Here is a 15,236-nt window from a genome sequence, read left to right on the forward strand (position 1 = left end):
CTAATCAATTGCATCAGCCGTGCAACAAATGCGGGGGAAAGTCGCAGGAACCTCCCAATACATCTGATGTTTGCCGTATCATCGGGGGAGAACGAACCAGAGGATGATGATGCGCCCCACTCCGACACCACGCACTGCCGTACCCCGCGGGCTGGGGCTCGGGGTCGCGCAGTTCGGCAATCTCTTCCGGGAGACGACCGATGAGGATGCTCGGGACGCCGTGCAGACCGCCTTCGCCGGCGGGGTGCGCTACTTCGACACCGCACCGCACTACGGCCTGGGCCTTGCAGAGCGCCGCCTCGGAAAGCTGCTCGCCCCACTGCCGCGGCACGAGGTGATCGTGTCGTCGAAGGTCGGCCGCCTGCTCGTGCCGAGCCCCGAGACATCCCACCTCTCGGACACCGAGGGATTCCTCGTGCCGGCGGTCACCCGCCGGCAGTGGGACTTCAGCCGTGACGGCATCCTGAGGTCGGTCGACGCCAGTCTCGAGCGCACCGGTCTCGACCGGCTCGACGTGTTGTATCTCCACGACCCCGAAGATCACCTGGCTGAGGCGTCTTCGACGGGAATCGCCACCCTCATCGAGCTGCGGGAAGCCGGGGTCGTCGGCGCGGTCGGTGTGGGAACGAACTTCGCGAGTACCGGCGTCACGCTGATCGAACGGGCCGATATCGACGTGGTGATGATCGCCGGTCGGTTCACCCTCCTGGACCAGTCGGCTCTCACCGGGCTGCTGCCTCTCGCCCTCGAGCGCGGTGTCGGAGTTGTGGCGGCGGGGGTCTACAACTCCGGACTGCTCAGTTCTCCTCACCCGTCGTCCGCCGCACACTTCGACTACTCTGCGGCCCCCGGCGAACTGGTCGCGCGGGCACGTGCCATTGCTGCGATCTGCGAAGCCCACCACGTGTCGCTGCCTGAGGCCGCGATCGCATTCGCCCGGAGACATCCGGCTGTGGTCTCCGTCGTCATCGGTGCGAGGAACGGTGCCCAGATGTCGAGCAATCTCGAGCGGTACGCCGCCGTGGTTCCCGATGCGCTCTTCACCGACCTGCAGGCCGCGGGAATCCTGCCGGGCCTTGCGCTCGACAGTGCATTCGCAGACAGTGTCTCCACACACAGTGCCTCTACCGAAGGACCAGTATGACCACGATCACCGCCGTGACGACGCACGATGTGCGCTTCCCGACCTCGCTGAGCATGGACGGGTCGGACGCGATGAATAAAGACGGCGACTACTCCGCCGCCTACGTCGTCATCCACACCGACGACCCGGCACTGTCGGGGTACGGCTACACGTTCACGATCGGGCGGGGAAACGACCTGTGCGTCGAGGCTGCCCGCCAGCGCGGACTTCCCCTCATCGGACTCGATGTCCACCAGACCGTCGCCGACCTCGGTGGCATCTACCGGCTACTTGGCAGCGACTCGCAGCTGCGCTGGCTCGGGCCGGAGAAGGGCGTCGAGCACCTCGCGCTCGCCGCGGTGATGAATGCGCTCTGGGATCTCGCCGCCCGGGTGGCTGGCAAGCCGCTGTGGAAACTCCTCACCGACATGACACCGACCGAGCTCGTGGATGTCTCCGACCTGAGCTACCTCTCCGACGCGCTCACCCGTGAGGAGGCGGTCGCGCTGCTCACCGACCTCGAGCCGACCCGGCAGTCGCGCATCGACGAACTCGAGTTCACCGGGTATCCCTGCTACACGACGAGCGCCGGCTGGCTCGGCTACAGCGACGAGAAGCTGCGACGTCTTCTCACCGAGGCCGTCGAGGCGGGATATGACCATTTCAAGCTCAAGGTCGGGGCCGACGTCGAAGACGACGTGCGCCGCCTTGGCATCGCCCGAGAGGTGATCGGGTGGGACGCGAACCTCATGATCGACGCGAACCAGGTCTGGGATGTGCCGGTGGCGATCGACTGGATGGCCCGCCTCGCTCCGTTCAAGCCGCTCTGGATCGAGGAGCCCACGAGCCCGGACGACGTGCTCGGCCACGCGGCCATCCGCCGCGCCGTGGCACCGATCGGCGTGGCAACCGGGGAACATGGCATGAATCGCGTGCTGTTCAAGCAGCTCTTCCAGGCCGAGGCGATCGACTACTGCCAGTTGGACTCAGCGAGGCTCGCGAGCATCAACGAGATCATCCCGGTCTATCTCATGGCGAAGAAGTTCGGCGTGCCGGTGTGCCCGCACGCCGGCGGTGTCGGGCTCTGCGAGCTGGTGCAGCACCTCTCGGTCTTCGACTACGTCGCGGTCTCCGGCAGTCTCGAGGGCCGGGTCACCGAGTTCGTCGATCATCTGCACGAGCATTTCGTCGCTCCGTGCGTGGTGGTCGACGGTGCGTACGTGTTGCCGACGGTCGCGGGGTACAGCGCCGAAATGTACGCCTCCACCGTGGAGGAGTACTCCTATCCGACCGGAGGCTACTGGCTCTCGGCCGCGCTGGAGTCGGTCCCCTCGATAGCGTGAGCATCCATGAACTCCTCGACCCCGAGCAGATGGTTCGACATGCGGATGCGCGCACGGTCCGGATCTCGCGCGACCAGCTCCGCCAGAATCGCCCGGTGTTCGTGCTGCGTGTCTCGCAGGGCACCGCGCTCGCTGATCGCCCGCCACATGCGGGCGCGCACGGTGCGGCTCGCCAGTGACTCGATCAGAGCGTCAAGGGCGGGGTTGCCCGACGCTCGCGAGATGATCCGATGAAAAGCGATGTCGGCATCCATCACGACCTCGTGGTCGGTGACCGCGGAGTCCGCGATATGCGGCTCGACTGCGTCGAGCACTGCAGCCGCCGCGAGCAGCTCCTCCTCGGTCATCCGCAGGGCAGCTCTTCCCGCAGCCTCGGTCTCGAGCACGCGTCGAACGGACTGGAGATGGGCACCGTTGGCGGGCGTTTGGAGGTCCACCATGAAACCCATGGGAGCGAGCAGCAGGTCGGGGTTGAGGGAGGTCACATAGGTGCCGTCGCCCTGCCGGGTCTCGAGAACACCCATGATCGCCAACGCTCGCACCCCTTCCCGCAGCGACCCGCGGGAGACGGCGAGCTCGGCCGCCAGATCCTTCTCGATCGGCAGTCGGGAGCCGGCGCCGAGCCGCCCATCCGTGATCATCGCCTTGATCCGCTGGATCACGACATCGGTCTGCGAGGGGCCGGCACCTTCGGACTTGCGACTGGCGGGCGGAGGCGTGGACATTCCGCAATTGTAGGGCCGGCAGTGTCCCGCCCGGCCGTGTGCCCTCGAATTCACCTGATGATTGCTACGGAACAGTCGTCATGACCATCATCGATTCGCACCAGCACGTCTGGGATCTGGAACGGGCAGAGTACAGCTGGCTCGGGCCTTCCCACGCTCCGATCGACCGCACGATGACGTTCGAGGAGCTGCGGCCGTCACTCCGCGCCGCGGGGATCGACGCCACGGTTCTCGTGCAGTCGGCCGACAACGACCAGGACACGGATGCGATGCTCGCGCTCGCCGAGACCGCCCCGGAGATCGTGGGCGTCGTGGCATTCGTCCCCCTCGACCGGCCGCAGCGCGCGGCCGAGCGGCTGGCCGAGCTTCGGCGCGACGCCCGCGTCGTCGGGGTGCGCAACCTCATCCACGATCTTCCCGACCCTGATTGGATCCTTCGCGCGGACGTCGACGAGGGCCTCGGGGTGCTCGAAGACGCCGGCGTCACCTTCGATTTCGTCGGCGTGCTTCCCCGGCACCTCGAGCACGTGCCGACCCTGTCGGAGCGGCACCCGCAGCTGCGCATCGTGATCGACCACCTCGGCGCCCCGCCGATCGGAGCCGGGGACCCCGAGCCGTGGTGGACCCTCATCGAGCGGGCCGCGCAGAATCCCCTCGTCTTCGCCAAGGTATCCGGGCTGTATTCGAGCGTCGGTGCTGCGGGCGACTGGACCGTCGATTCGGTGCGCCCCTTCGTGGAGCGAGCCCTGGCGACCTTCGGCCCTGATCGACTGATGTACGGGGGAGACTGGCCGATCTCCGTGCTCGCCGGAGGCTACGAACGGGTGTGGGCCGGGCTCGGCCGGATCCTGGACCAACTCGACGAGACCGCACGGGACGCGATCCTCGGGGGGACCGCCGAACGGTTCTACCGCCTCGACGCGGGATTGCTCGCTGCCGCGCAGGAACGATCGGATGGGCTTCCGTGAGACGCATCCTCTCGGTGATCGGAATCGCTCCGCAGAATGTCGCGGAATACGAGCGATTGCATTCCGCGGTGTGGCCCGAGGTGCTCGCCCGCCTCACCGCGAGCAACATGCACAACTACTCGATCTATCGGCACGGTGACCTGCTGGTCTCCTATCTCGAGTACACCGGCACCGACTACGAGGCGGATGCCGCGGCCATCGCCGCGGACCCGGCGACCCAGCGGTGGTGGGAGCTCTGCGAACCATTGCAGGAGCCGCTCGACGACCGCGCTCCGGGCGAATGGTGGAAGGAACTCCCGGAGCTGTTCCATCTGGACTGACTGCGCGGCGCGGGCGGTTTCGACCGGAAGTCCATCTCGCGTGCATCGAGATGCCGATACCTGTCCTTCCCGGCGGGTTTCAGGACAGAAAGTGGCGTCTCGCGGGGAAAGACGGGCCTGGGCTACGGCGCGGTGACCCGCAGGCTTCCACGCAGGAACGGAAGCCACGGTGCGGAGTAGGTGACCGCAGAGGGTCCCCTGCCGTCGAGGGAGATCTCTGCCTCGCCGAACCGCCAGAGCCGATTGAAGAGGTACACCCCCACCACCGTCGTGCCCTCGGTGGGCACCATCCAAGTGCCCGTACCCCATTGTGCGGGATTGCCGCGGCCGTCGAACACCACCGTCGGCTTGGGAACCAATCCGAACCAGGGCCGGCGAAGAGTCAGTTCGAAGCGGCGGCTACCGTCCGGAGGTTCTGTCGCCTTCATGCCGCCAGCCTAGGTGTCGACCCGTCGAGGGGAGGCTATTCCGGCCGCAATCGCAGGTTCTGCATGCCGCCGTCCACCGCGAGCGAGGTGCCGGTGGTGGAGCCGGAGCGAGGGCTCGCGAGGTAGGCGACCGCGTCGGCCACCTCATCCGCCGAGACGAGGCGCCCGTGCGGCTGGCGGGCGCTGAGGGCGGCGCGCTCCGCAGCCGGGTCCTCGGCGGAGTCCAGCAGGCGAGCGACCCAGGGGGTGTCGGCGGTTCCGGGGTTCACGCAGTTGACCCGGATGCCCTCGCGCAGGTGGTCCGCGGCCATCGCGCGCGTCATCGACAGCACCGCGCCCTTCGAGGCGCTGTAGAGCGCCCGCAGCGGCAGGCCGGCGGTCGCCGCGACGGAGGACGTGTTCACGATGGCGGCCGACGGGGACTCGCGAAGGTAGGGGAGGGCGGCCCGGGTCACCCGGGCCATGCCGACCACGTTGATGTTGAAGACACGCAGCCACTCCTCGTCGTCGTTGTCAGCGATGGTGCCTTGCGCACCGATCCCCGCGTTGTTGATCACGATGTCGATGCGACCGAACTTCTCCGCGACCGCGGCGATCGCCGCCCGTACGGAGACGTCGTCGGCCACATTGGCCGCGACCGCGAAGTGGGTGTCTTCCGCGGCCTCCGGTTGGAGGTCGAGCACGGCGACCCGTGCACCGCCCTGATGCAGTCGGCGGGCGATCGCGGCTCCGATTCCGGAGGCACCCCCGGTGACGACGGCGACGAGTTCACTGAATTCAGGACGAGAGGCTTCAGACATGGCTGCTCCAGGTTCGGATCGGGGTGGTGACTAGACGAAGAGTTGGCGCTGGCGGCCGAGGCCGTCGATCTCGATCTCGCAGACGTCTCCCGCGCGCAGGTAGGGGAAACGCCCCGAGAGCGCGACCCCCTCGGGAGTGCCGGTAAGGACGAGGTCTCCGGGCTCCAGGGTGAGGAACTGGCTGAGGTGCCAGATGATGTAGTCGACGTCGAAGATCAGGTCCGCCGTCGAAGAGTCCTGGCGCGGCTCCCCGTTGACCCAGCTGCGCAGCCGCAGATTGCGGTAGTCGACCTCGTCGGGCGTCACGAGCCACGGGCCGGTGGGATTGAATCCCGGGGCCGACTTGCCCTTCGACCACTGGCCGCCCGAAAGTTCGAGCTGGAACTCGCGCTCCGAGAGGTCGTTCGCCACGACGAAACCGGCGATGTGGTCGATGCTGTCGGCCGGCGATTCGAGGTAAGAGGCCCGCTTCGAGATCACGACGCCGAGCTCGACCTCCCAGTCGGTCTTGGTGCTCTTCCGCGGAATCGCGACTGCGTCATCCGGTCCGACGACCGTGTTGGGTGTCTTCAGGAACATGATCGGGATGGTGGGCGGAGCCGATCCGCTCTCCGCGGCATGGGCGGCGTAGTTCATGCCGATGCAGACGACGGCGCTCGGGCGCACGATCGGGGCTCCGATGCGCTCGCCGGCGGTCTCGACAGTCGGGAGGACCCCGGCCGCGAGAGCAGCGCGCACCCGATCGACACCATCCGATTCCAGGAACTGCGCCGTGATGTCGCTCGTGATGCCGCCGATGTCAAACGTGGCCTGATCTACGAGCACGACCGGGCGTTCCTGGCCGAGCGCTCCGATGCGGGCGAATTTCATGGGCAACCTTCTCGAAAGTTCAATACGGGCTGGGCGAACATCCGAACTCTATCGTGCATTATGGGGCGAGATCCAGCTCTGCGCGCGAATATCCATCAAGACATCGGATGTTTGCGCCACGGGTCACTCGACGGGAGCGCTCCACAGTCGCAGCCACTGTTCGACGCCATAGATGTGGGCGGCGGTGAGCACCTCCGCGAGTCGACTGTCGCCTGCTTCGAGCGCATCGACGATCGCGGTGTGTTCCGCGAGGGTGCGTGCCGCGCTGCTCTGCTGCGTGATGCCGCGCCAGATTCGCGCGCGCGTGGTCTGGCCCGAGAGGGACGCGATGAGGGTCGAGAGATAGGAGTTGCCGGCAGCGTCGACGATCGTGGCGTGGAACCGGGTGTCGTGAGCGACGAGGGTCTCGACATCCGACTGCTCGTGCACCGCGGCGAGTTGGGCGCGAAGGTCGGCGATGCCCTCCGCGCCGAGGTGAGCGGCCGCTATCGCGGCGGCAGCCGGCTCGAGGATGCGCCGCACGGCGAACATCTCGAGGATGGAGTCGTTGTCGTGAAGGTCGACGACGAAGGTCATCGCCTCGAGCAACAGCCGGGGTTCGAGGCTCGTGACGAAGGTGCCGTCTCCGCGGCGCACACTCAGCACGCGCAGCACCTCGAGGGCCTTGATCGCCTCGCGCAGCGAACTTCGGGAAAGCCCGAGGTGCTCGCTCAGCTCCTTCTCGGGAGGGAGGCGGTCGCCGGGGCGCAACTCCCCGCTGAGGATCATGTCCTTGATCTTCAGGATCGCCTCGTCGGTGACTGCCATCCGACGATCCTAACGACGGCGTTGCAGGGCTCGCTTCCCGATGCGCGCGCGGAGGTCAGCGGACGGGGTCGTAGCGCCGCGGGGAGAACGCCGAGGCCACGAGCGCGCGCATCGCCTCGAGGGAACCCGCGGTGAGACCCTGTGCCCGCGCCTGCACGAGCACATTGCCGATCGCGGTCGCCTCCACGGGGCCGGCCAGCACCGGGAGCCCGCTTCGATCTGCGGTGAGCTGGCAGAGAAGCTCGTTCTGCGATCCCCCGCCGACGATATGAATCAGCGAGACCGGCTGGCCGGAGAGTGCGCTTGCGGTCTCGACGGCGTGCGCGAAAGCGAGCGCGAGACTCTCGATGATCGCCCGCACGAACTCGGCGCGACTCCGCGGGGCGGGGAGGCCGCGCTCGGTGTACCAGCTCGCGATCCGCCCCGGCATGTCGCCAGGACCGAGGAACCGGGCGTCTTCGGCATCGAACGGTTCGGCGGACGCAGCGGATGCTGCGGCGATGAGTGACGGCAGATCGATCGAGTCGCCTTCCGCCTCCCAACTGCGCACCGACTCGCTGAGCAGCCAGAGTCCCATCACGTTGTGAAGGAAACGTACGCGACCATCCACGCCGCCCTCGTTGGTGAAGTTCGCGAGCCTGCTCGCCTCGGTGAGCACCGGATGCTCCAGCTCGACCCCCACGAGCCCCCAGGTGCCGCAGGAGATGTAGGCGAAATCGTCGCGGGTCGAGGGCACGGCCACGACGGCGGAGGCGGTGTCGTGCGACCCGACCGTTGTGACCTGCACTCCAGTGAATCCCCGGGCGGCACCGAGGGTCGTGCCGGGCTCGATGAGGTCGGGCAGAATTCCTCGGGGCAGCGAGAGGCGCTCGACAAGGGCGTCGTCCCACCGGCGGGTGGCGACGCCGAGCAGTCCGGTCGTCGACGCATTGGTGATCTCGGCGCCCCGGGCACCGGTGAGCCAGAAACCGAGGAGGTCGGGGATGAGCAGCATCCCGTCCGCCTCGGCGAGCGTGCCGGCCAGGCGATCGGCACTGAGCTGGAAGAGGGTGTTGAACGGCAGGTGCTGCAGGCCGTTGGCGCCGTACAGGTCGGCGTCCGACACGAGTTCGTGCACCGCGGCGACCGCCCGCACGTTGCGCTCGTCGCGGTAGTGGAACGGTTCGGCGAGCATCCGGTCTCCGCTGAGGAGCGCGTAGTCGACCGCCCAGGAGTCGACGCCGATGCTTCGCACGTCGGCCTCTTCGCGGATCGCGGCCTCGAGCCCAGAGATCACATTGCGGTACAGCTCGGTGACGTTCCAGCGCAACCCGTCGGATGTCGCGGCCGGGCCGTTCGGAAAGCGCGCGATCGGCCGCAGGCTCAGCTCGTTATGGCCGACGTAGCCGAGCATGACACGACCGCTGGTCGCACCGAGATCGACGGCAGCGACGGCCTCCGTCATCGCAGGACCACTTCGCGCCCGCGAGTGACACGCGCGCCCGCCCTTTCGGCAGCGGGTGTCACTCGCGGGCGCGGCGGCGGAAGAGCGGTCATCGCAGGAATGCCGCAGCGACGCCGGCGTCGACGGGGATGTGCAGGCCGGTGGTGTGGCTGAGGTCGCTGGTGCAGAGCACGAACACGGCGTTGGCCACATTCTCGGGAAGCACCTCGCGCTTCAGCAGCGTGCGCTGGGCGTAGTACTTGCCGAGGTCCTGCTCGTCGACGCCGTAGACCGCGGCGCGCTTGGCGCCCCAGCCGCCGGCGAAGATGCCGGATCCCCGCACGACGCCGTCGGGGTTGATGCCGTTCACCTTCACCCCGTACTCGCCGAGCTCCGCCGCGAGCAGTCGCACCTGGTGCGCCTGGTCGGCCTTTGTGGCGGAGTAGGCGATGTTGTTCGGCCCGGCGAACACCGAGTTCTTTGAGGAGATGTAGATGATGTCCCCGCCGAGCTTCTGGTCGATGAGAACCTTCGCGGCGGCGCGGGAGACGAGGAAGGAGCCTTTGGCCATCACGTTGTGCTGCAGGTCCCAGTCGGCGACGGTGGTCTCGAGAAGGCTCTTGGAGAGCGAGAGGCCGGCGTTGTTCACGACGAGGTCGAGCCCGCCGAACGCAAGGACAGCAGCATCCACCGCGGCCTGCACCTGCAGCTCGTCCGTGACGTTGGCCTGCACGCCGATCGCGACGTCGGTGTCTCCGATTTCGGCGGCGGCACCCTGTGCCTTCTCCAGGTCGAGGTCGGCGATCACGACGCACGCTCCCTCGGCGGCGAGGCGGGTAGCGATGGCCTTGCCGATCCCGGATGCCGCGCCGGTGACGAGCGCGACGCGCGTCGCGAGGGGCTTCGGCTTCGGCATCCGCTGCAGCTTGGCCTCTTCGAGCGCCCAGTATTCGATGCGGAACTTCTCCGCCTCGTCGATCGGTGCGTAGGTAGAGAGGGCTTCGGCGCCGCGCATCACGTTGATCGCGTTGATGTAGAACTCGCTCGCGACGCGGGCGGTCTGCTTGTTGGCGCCGTAGCTGAACATGCCGATGCCGGGGATGAGCACGACCAGCGGGTCCGCGCCTCGGATCGCCGGGCTTCCCTCGACTGCATTGCGGTCGTAGTACGCCTGGTAGTCGGCGCGGTACTCCTCGTGAAGCTCGTGCAGTCGCGCGAGCTGGTCTTCGAGGGAGGCGGTGGGAGGAAGGTCGAGCAGCATGGGCTTGACCTTGGTGCGCAGGAAGTGGTCCGGGCAACTGGTGCCGAGCGCGGCGAGGCGCGGTGACTCCGAAGAGGCGAGGAAGTCGAGCACCACCTGCGCGTCGGTGAAGTGGCCGACCTGGGCGCGGTCGGTCGAGGCGAGCCCGCGCAGGGTCGGGGCGAGCGCGGCGGCCCGGGAAAGACGCTGGTCAGAAGGCAGTGCGGCGTAACCCTCCATGACGGTTCCGAAGGGTTCCTCGCGCCCGTTCTCGAGGATGAATCTCTCGGCTGTCTCGATTATCCACAGCGAGTTCGCTTCGGCCTCAGCCGAGGTCTCACCCCAGGCGGTGATGCCGTGGCCGCCGAGGATGCACCCGATGGCCGCCGGGTTGGCGTCCTTGATAGCGGCGATGTCGAGCCCGAGCTGCCAGCCCGGCCGGCGCCACGGCACCCACACGACCTTCTCGCCGAAGGCCTTCGCGGTGAGCTCCTCGCCGTCGGCGGCGGTGGCGAAGGCGATGCCGGCGTCCGGATGCAGGTGATCGACGTGGGCGGCATCGACCAGTCCGTGCATTGCGGTGTCGATCGACGGCGCGGCGCCGCCCTTGCCGTGCAGGGTGTAGTCGAAGGCGGCGACCATCTCGTCTTCGCGATCGACTCCCGGATAGACGTTCTTCAGCGCGCGCAGGCGGTCGAGGCGCAGCACTGCGAGGCCCGGCTCGGTGAGAGTGCCGAGGTCGCCGCCGGAGCCCTTGACCCAGAGCAGCTCGACCGGCTCGCCGGTCGCGGGGTCGACATCCGTTCCCTTGGCGGAGGTGTTTCCACCCGCGTAGTTCGTGACGCGTGGGTCGGAGCCGAGGCGATTGCTCCGGGCGAGGAGCTCGGCGGCAGCGGGGTTGGTCATGTGGTGATCCTTCGGTCTGCGGTGAACTGGTCTGCGGTGAATCGGCGGTGGCGGGGGATACGCGCTGTCACGGAGGCCGGATGCCCTCGCGGAGGGAGGCATGGCACCCTCCGCGACGTCGCACGGCCGCCGCGAGAGAACACGCGGGTTAGGCACCCCAGGAGGCCTGCTGGCCTCCCACGCGGTCGGCGGCGATCTGCGCCTGGTACCCGGATGCCGCATAGGCGGCCATCGGATCCCCGGCGAGTCCGCGGCTCTCGCGCCACGCGGCGAGGTCGGGGCGCACGTCGGTGTAGAAGGCGTCCATGAGGATGCCGTTCGCGCCGAGTACATCGCCCGCCTTCTGCGCAGTGGTCAGTGCCGCCGTGTCGACGAGCAGGGCGCGCGCGGTCATCTCCTGCACGTTGAGCACGGAGCGGATCTGCCCGGGGATCTTGTCTTCGATGTTGTGGCACTGGTCGAGCATGAACGCGACGCTCGATCCGGGTCCGTATCCCCCACCGCGGATCACCTCGTAGAGGATGCGGAACAGCTGGAACGGGTCCGCGGCGCCGACGATGAGGTCGTCGTCGGCGTAGAAGCGGGAGTTGAAGTCGAAGGACCCGAGCTTGCCGAGGCGCAACAACTGCATCACGATGAACTCGATGTTCGTGCCAGGGGCGTGGTGGCCGGTGTCGAGACAGACCAGCGCGCGGTCGCCGAGCGCGGCGACCTGGGCGTAAGAGGTACCCCAGTCCGGAACATCCGTGTGATAGAAAGCGGGCTCGAAGAACTTGTACTCCAGCACGAGTCGCTGTTCGGCGCCGATGCGGGCGTAGATGGAGGCGAGCGAGTCGGCGAGGCGATCCTGGCGACCGCGAAGATCCTGCTGGCCGGGGTAGTTGGTGCCGTCGGCGAGCCAGATCTTGAGGTCACGGGAGCCGGTGGCATCCATGATGTCGATGCACTCGTAGTGGTGGTCGATGGCCTTCTGGCGGATCTTCGGGTCGGTGTGCGTCAGGCTCCCGAACTTGTAGTCGTCGTCCTGGAAGGTGTTGGAGTTGACCGTGCCGAGGGCGACGCCGTGGTCATTCGCGAAGGCTCCGAGAGCCGCGTAGTCATCGACCTTGTCCCAGGGGATGTGCAGTGCCACCGAGGGGGACAGCGCGGTGTACTTGTTGACCTGCGCGGCATCCGCGATCTTCTCCTGAGGGGTGCGGGGGGTGCCGGGGGTGCCGAAGACCTTGAACCGGGTGCCCGAGTTGCCGAATGCCCAGGACGGGAGCTCGATGGCCTGCGTGGCGAGCAGGGGCTCGATATCGGAGAAGGTTGTCATGGTCGGTTCCCGTTCTGTGTGACTCTGGTGAGCTGGTCGTCGAGGTTGAAGACCTCGTCGAGGTAGAGGAATGCCTGGTCGGCGGGCACGTCGAGGTCGACGAAATGCTCGGCCATCGCGGCCTGCCAGCGGGCGTTGACGGGAGCGGCCGCCATGCCGTCGAGGTTGGCCTGAAGGTCTTCGGTCTCGAAGTAGCCGATCACGAGGCCGTCGTCGCGCAGGAAGATCGAATAGTTGCGCCATCCGGTCTCATGAAGCGCCTCGAGCATGTCGGTCCACACGGCGGCATGGGCCTCCCGGTAGGCGTCGATGTGGCCAGGCTTCACCTGGAGCTGGAAGCAGACGCGTCTCATCGCCAACTCGGCAGACTCGCCATGTCGACATGGCGGTGCTCGATGCCGAGCAGCGAGGCGGCGGCGCGGATGTCTCCGGCGCGATGCCCGACGCAGAGTGCCCAGTGATGCCCGATGCCGGTCTGCGACCACTCGTCCACCCACTCGCCGGGGTCGCCCCCGAAGCCGACGCGGGAGGTCGTGTTGCCGATCGCGAGCAGCGGGCCGGGTACGACGGTGCCCTCGCTGGTGATGAAGGTGAAGCTGCCGTCACGGTCCTGGCCGATGCCGAAGGTGGTGACCGGGCCCTGCTTCACGTCGAACTCGACCGACACGCCGTAGCCGCGCTTGCCGTGGTAGATCCCGAGGCCGCGCAGCAGCGGGTCCCGCTCGGAGACCGCGAGGTGGGCCGGGCCGTCATGGCCCATCTCCACCACGCCGTCGAAGAAGTTGAGCGCCTGGATCTCGGTGAACGAGCCTCCGGCACCGATGGTGTGGGCGGCGAGCATGGCGAGGCTGGTGCGCAGCTCGTATTCCCCCACGAAGGGGATGCCGCGGGCGGTCAGCAGCGAGGCGCCGAGAATCATTCCCGCGCCGAGTCGCTCGTGCTGCTCGCCCTGCAGGCCGCGGTGGTAGTAGGCGGCCGAGTCGAGTTCGAAGTCCTCGACCAAGCGGTCGAGGCCGACAGACACCTTGGCGCCCCAGGCGAAGTCCTCCTCCTTCACCGAGGGGTCGAGCGTGAACAACGACTTCGCGAGTTCCATACGATCCCGCACCTCTGCATCCGTCACCTCGGAGACCCGCACGCGCAGGTCGTCGAATTCGAGCACCTCCACGTGGGAGCCGAACTGGGTGGAGACGAGGGTGAGGTCGGTGGAGACATCCAGCATGCCGGGGTAGAGGTGGCCCATCAGGCCGTGGCGGGCGGTGCGCAGGGTCGCGCGCACACCGGCCGCATGCACCCACTGGTCGATGCGTGCCCAGGCCGACTCCTGCTTCAGGTGGCCGGATACGGAACGGAAGGGGATGCCCGCCCGGCGGAACACATTCGCCACCTCCGGCACGGGGCACTGGCCGCAGTAGGCGAGCCACTTGCCGGTGTCGAAGTTGGCGTGGTCCATCGCCTCGGTGGGCTGCAGGTCGATCACGAGCACGGGCGTCTTGGCGCGTTGCGCGATCGGCAGCACCATCGACGAGGTGAGGTAGGTGGTGAGGAAGATGACGATGAGGTCGCAGTCGGCGATGCGCAGCTTCTCGGCGGCGACGTTCGCCTCCTGGGCATCCGAGATGAATCCCACGTCGACCACCTCGGCGTCGAGGGCGTTGAAGCGCGACGTGACGTAGGCGGACGACTGCTGAAGCTGGGGGAGGAGATCAGGAAACTGGGGCCAGTACGCGGCGAGCCCGCCGGCGACGAGGCCGATCCGGGTCTGGCGGCGCTTCTTCGGCTCGAGGGCGCCGGTGAGAAGGGAAGTCATGGGGTCTCCGCAGGATCTGAGATGAGGGGGTGCTCTCCCGGGCCGGCGTGCCGGCCCGGGAGAGCGGAGGGTTTAGAAGTTGTACTGGTCGATGTTGTTGGCGTCGAACTCCGTCGGCGGGCCGACGATGACGGTGTTGTCAGCTCCGACCTTGAGGGTGCCGAGGTCGCCGGCCTTGAAGGTGTCGCCTTCCTTGCCGGTGATCGTGCCGGCGACGAGCGCCTTGGCGGCGTAGACCGCAGCGGTGCCGATCTTGGCAGGGTCCCAGAGAGCGAAGGCCTTGACGGTGCCGTCCTTCACGTACTCGCGCATCTGGTTCGGAAGTCCGAGACCGACCAGCGCGACCTTGCCCTTGTAGGACGAGGTCGAGAGGTAGCGAGCCGTCGCCGCGATGCCGACCGTCGTGGGCGAGATGATGCCCTTGAGGTTCGGGTACGTGGAGAGCAGACCCTGGGCGACCTGGAAGGAAGTCGTGTCGTCGTCGTTTCCGTAGACGGTCGCGACGAGGTTGATCTTCGCGTACTTCGGGTTCGACTTGAGCTCGGCCTTCATGAATTCGATCCAGGCGTTCTGGTTCGTCGCGTTGGCGGTGGCGGAGAGGATGGCGATGTCGCCTTCGTAGTTGATCTGCTCGGCGACCTGCTTCACCTCGATCAGTCCGACATCCTTCGACACGACCTGGTTGATGAACAGGCTGCGGCACTTCTTGTCGGTGTCGGAGTCGAAGGTGATGATCTTCGCGCCGCCGGCCTTCGCCTGGTTGAGGGCCGAGCAGACCGCGTTCGGGTCGTTGGCGGCGATCGCGATCACGTTGATCTTCTTCTGGGTGAGCGTGTTGATGTAGCTCACCTGGGAGGAGGCGCTCGCGGTGTTCGGTCCGACGACCGAGTAGGTCACGCCACTGAGTGCGGCCGCGGCCTTCTTGCCTCCGCCGAGTTCGACGTCGGTGTAGGGGTTGTTGAGCTGCTTGGGCACGAAGGCGATGCTGAAGCCCTTCGCGCTGCCGCCGGAGGACGGTGTGGTTCCGGCCGCGCAGCCTGCGAGGGCCATGACCGCCGCGGTGGTGAGCGCGGACATCGCCAGGACACGGCGGGCCGTCACTGATCGGCCCTCCTTCAGATGAAACAACTTCATTGTTCTTCCTTTCCTCATAGAATC

At 67.4% G+C, this 15,236-nt stretch carries 15 protein-coding genes; 4 read left to right on the forward strand and 11 right to left on the reverse strand.

The window, feature by feature from the left end; translation table 11 throughout:
• Positions 1-106 precede the first annotated feature (106 nt).
• Positions 107-1,144, forward strand: coding sequence for an aldo/keto reductase (locus ACVXZ4_RS00625; RefSeq protein ID WP_461796326.1), 1,038 nt, complete (start codon positions 107-109; stop codon positions 1,142-1,144).
• Positions 1,141-2,466: an L-fuconate dehydratase gene (locus ACVXZ4_RS00630; protein WP_461796327.1), complete on the forward strand. Its 1,326-nt coding sequence runs from the start codon at positions 1,141-1,143 to the stop codon at positions 2,464-2,466. Before ACVXZ4_RS00625 ends, ACVXZ4_RS00630 begins: the two co-directional genes overlap by 4 nt.
• On the opposite strand, the gene ACVXZ4_RS00635 is transcribed toward ACVXZ4_RS00630, so the two are convergent.
• Positions 2,421-3,191, reverse strand: coding sequence for a FadR/GntR family transcriptional regulator (locus ACVXZ4_RS00635; protein WP_461796328.1), 771 nt, complete (start codon positions 3,189-3,191; stop codon positions 2,421-2,423). The two genes, ACVXZ4_RS00630 and ACVXZ4_RS00635, sit on opposite strands and share 46 nt — an antisense overlap.
• 80 nt (positions 3,192-3,271) lie before the next feature.
• On the opposite strand from ACVXZ4_RS00635, the gene ACVXZ4_RS00640 reads away from it, so the two are divergent.
• Positions 3,272-4,159 carry an amidohydrolase family protein gene (locus ACVXZ4_RS00640; protein WP_461796329.1) on the forward strand — a complete coding sequence of 296 codons (888 nt, stop codon included), beginning with the start codon at positions 3,272-3,274 and terminating at the stop codon, positions 4,157-4,159.
• Positions 4,156-4,479: an L-rhamnose mutarotase gene (locus ACVXZ4_RS00645; protein WP_461796330.1), complete on the forward strand. Its 324-nt coding sequence runs from the start codon at positions 4,156-4,158 to the stop codon at positions 4,477-4,479. Before ACVXZ4_RS00640 ends, ACVXZ4_RS00645 begins: the two co-directional genes overlap by 4 nt.
• Positions 4,480-4,601: 122 nt before the next feature.
• Here ACVXZ4_RS00645 and ACVXZ4_RS00650 read toward each other — a convergent pair whose 3' ends face one another.
• From ACVXZ4_RS00650 to rhaS, 10 genes are all read right to left on the reverse strand, one after another.
• Positions 4,602-4,907, reverse strand: a complete 306-nt coding sequence (locus ACVXZ4_RS00650; RefSeq protein WP_461796331.1) for a hypothetical protein — start codon at positions 4,905-4,907, stop codon at positions 4,602-4,604.
• Positions 4,908-4,942: 35 nt separating this feature from the next.
• Complete coding sequence (locus ACVXZ4_RS00655; protein WP_461796332.1) at positions 4,943-5,707, reverse strand: SDR family NAD(P)-dependent oxidoreductase; 765 nt, start codon at positions 5,705-5,707, stop codon at positions 4,943-4,945.
• Positions 5,708-5,737: 30 nt separating this feature from the next.
• Complete coding sequence (locus ACVXZ4_RS00660; RefSeq protein ID WP_461796333.1) at positions 5,738-6,577, reverse strand: fumarylacetoacetate hydrolase family protein; 840 nt, start codon at positions 6,575-6,577, stop codon at positions 5,738-5,740.
• A 123-nt stretch (positions 6,578-6,700) separates the two neighbouring features.
• On the reverse strand, positions 6,701-7,384 hold the full coding sequence (locus ACVXZ4_RS00665) for a FadR/GntR family transcriptional regulator (protein WP_461796334.1): 684 nt from the start codon (positions 7,382-7,384) through the stop codon (positions 6,701-6,703).
• 55 nt (positions 7,385-7,439) lie between these two features.
• A complete protein-coding gene (locus ACVXZ4_RS00670; protein WP_461796335.1) occupies positions 7,440-8,828 on the reverse strand; it encodes a rhamnulokinase in 1,389 nt (462 codons plus the stop codon).
• An 88-nt stretch (positions 8,829-8,916) separates the two neighbouring features.
• Positions 8,917-10,953, reverse strand: a complete 2,037-nt coding sequence (locus tag ACVXZ4_RS00675; RefSeq protein WP_461796336.1) for a bifunctional aldolase/short-chain dehydrogenase — start codon at positions 10,951-10,953, stop codon at positions 8,917-8,919.
• 148 nt (positions 10,954-11,101) lie between these two features.
• Positions 11,102-12,268, reverse strand: a complete 1,167-nt coding sequence (gene rhaI, locus ACVXZ4_RS00680) for an L-rhamnose isomerase (protein ID WP_461796337.1) — start codon at positions 12,266-12,268, stop codon at positions 11,102-11,104.
• Positions 12,265-12,621 carry an L-rhamnose mutarotase gene (locus tag ACVXZ4_RS00685; protein WP_461798030.1) on the reverse strand — a complete coding sequence of 119 codons (357 nt, stop codon included), beginning with the start codon at positions 12,619-12,621 and terminating at the stop codon, positions 12,265-12,267. The genes rhaI and ACVXZ4_RS00685 overlap by 4 nt, the downstream gene beginning before the upstream one ends.
• Positions 12,618-14,078: an arabinose isomerase gene (locus ACVXZ4_RS00690; RefSeq protein WP_461796338.1), complete on the reverse strand. Its 1,461-nt coding sequence runs from the start codon at positions 14,076-14,078 to the stop codon at positions 12,618-12,620. The genes ACVXZ4_RS00685 and ACVXZ4_RS00690 overlap by 4 nt, the downstream gene beginning before the upstream one ends.
• A gap of 72 nt (positions 14,079-14,150) precedes the next feature.
• The gene (gene rhaS / locus ACVXZ4_RS00695) at positions 14,151-15,212 is read right to left on the reverse strand and encodes a rhamnose ABC transporter substrate-binding protein (protein ID WP_461796339.1); all 1,062 of its coding nucleotides are present in this window, start codon (positions 15,210-15,212) and stop codon (positions 14,151-14,153) included.
• Between the last annotated feature and the right edge of the window lie 24 nt (positions 15,213-15,236).

Source organism: Lacisediminihabitans sp. FW035 (assembly GCF_054880895.1).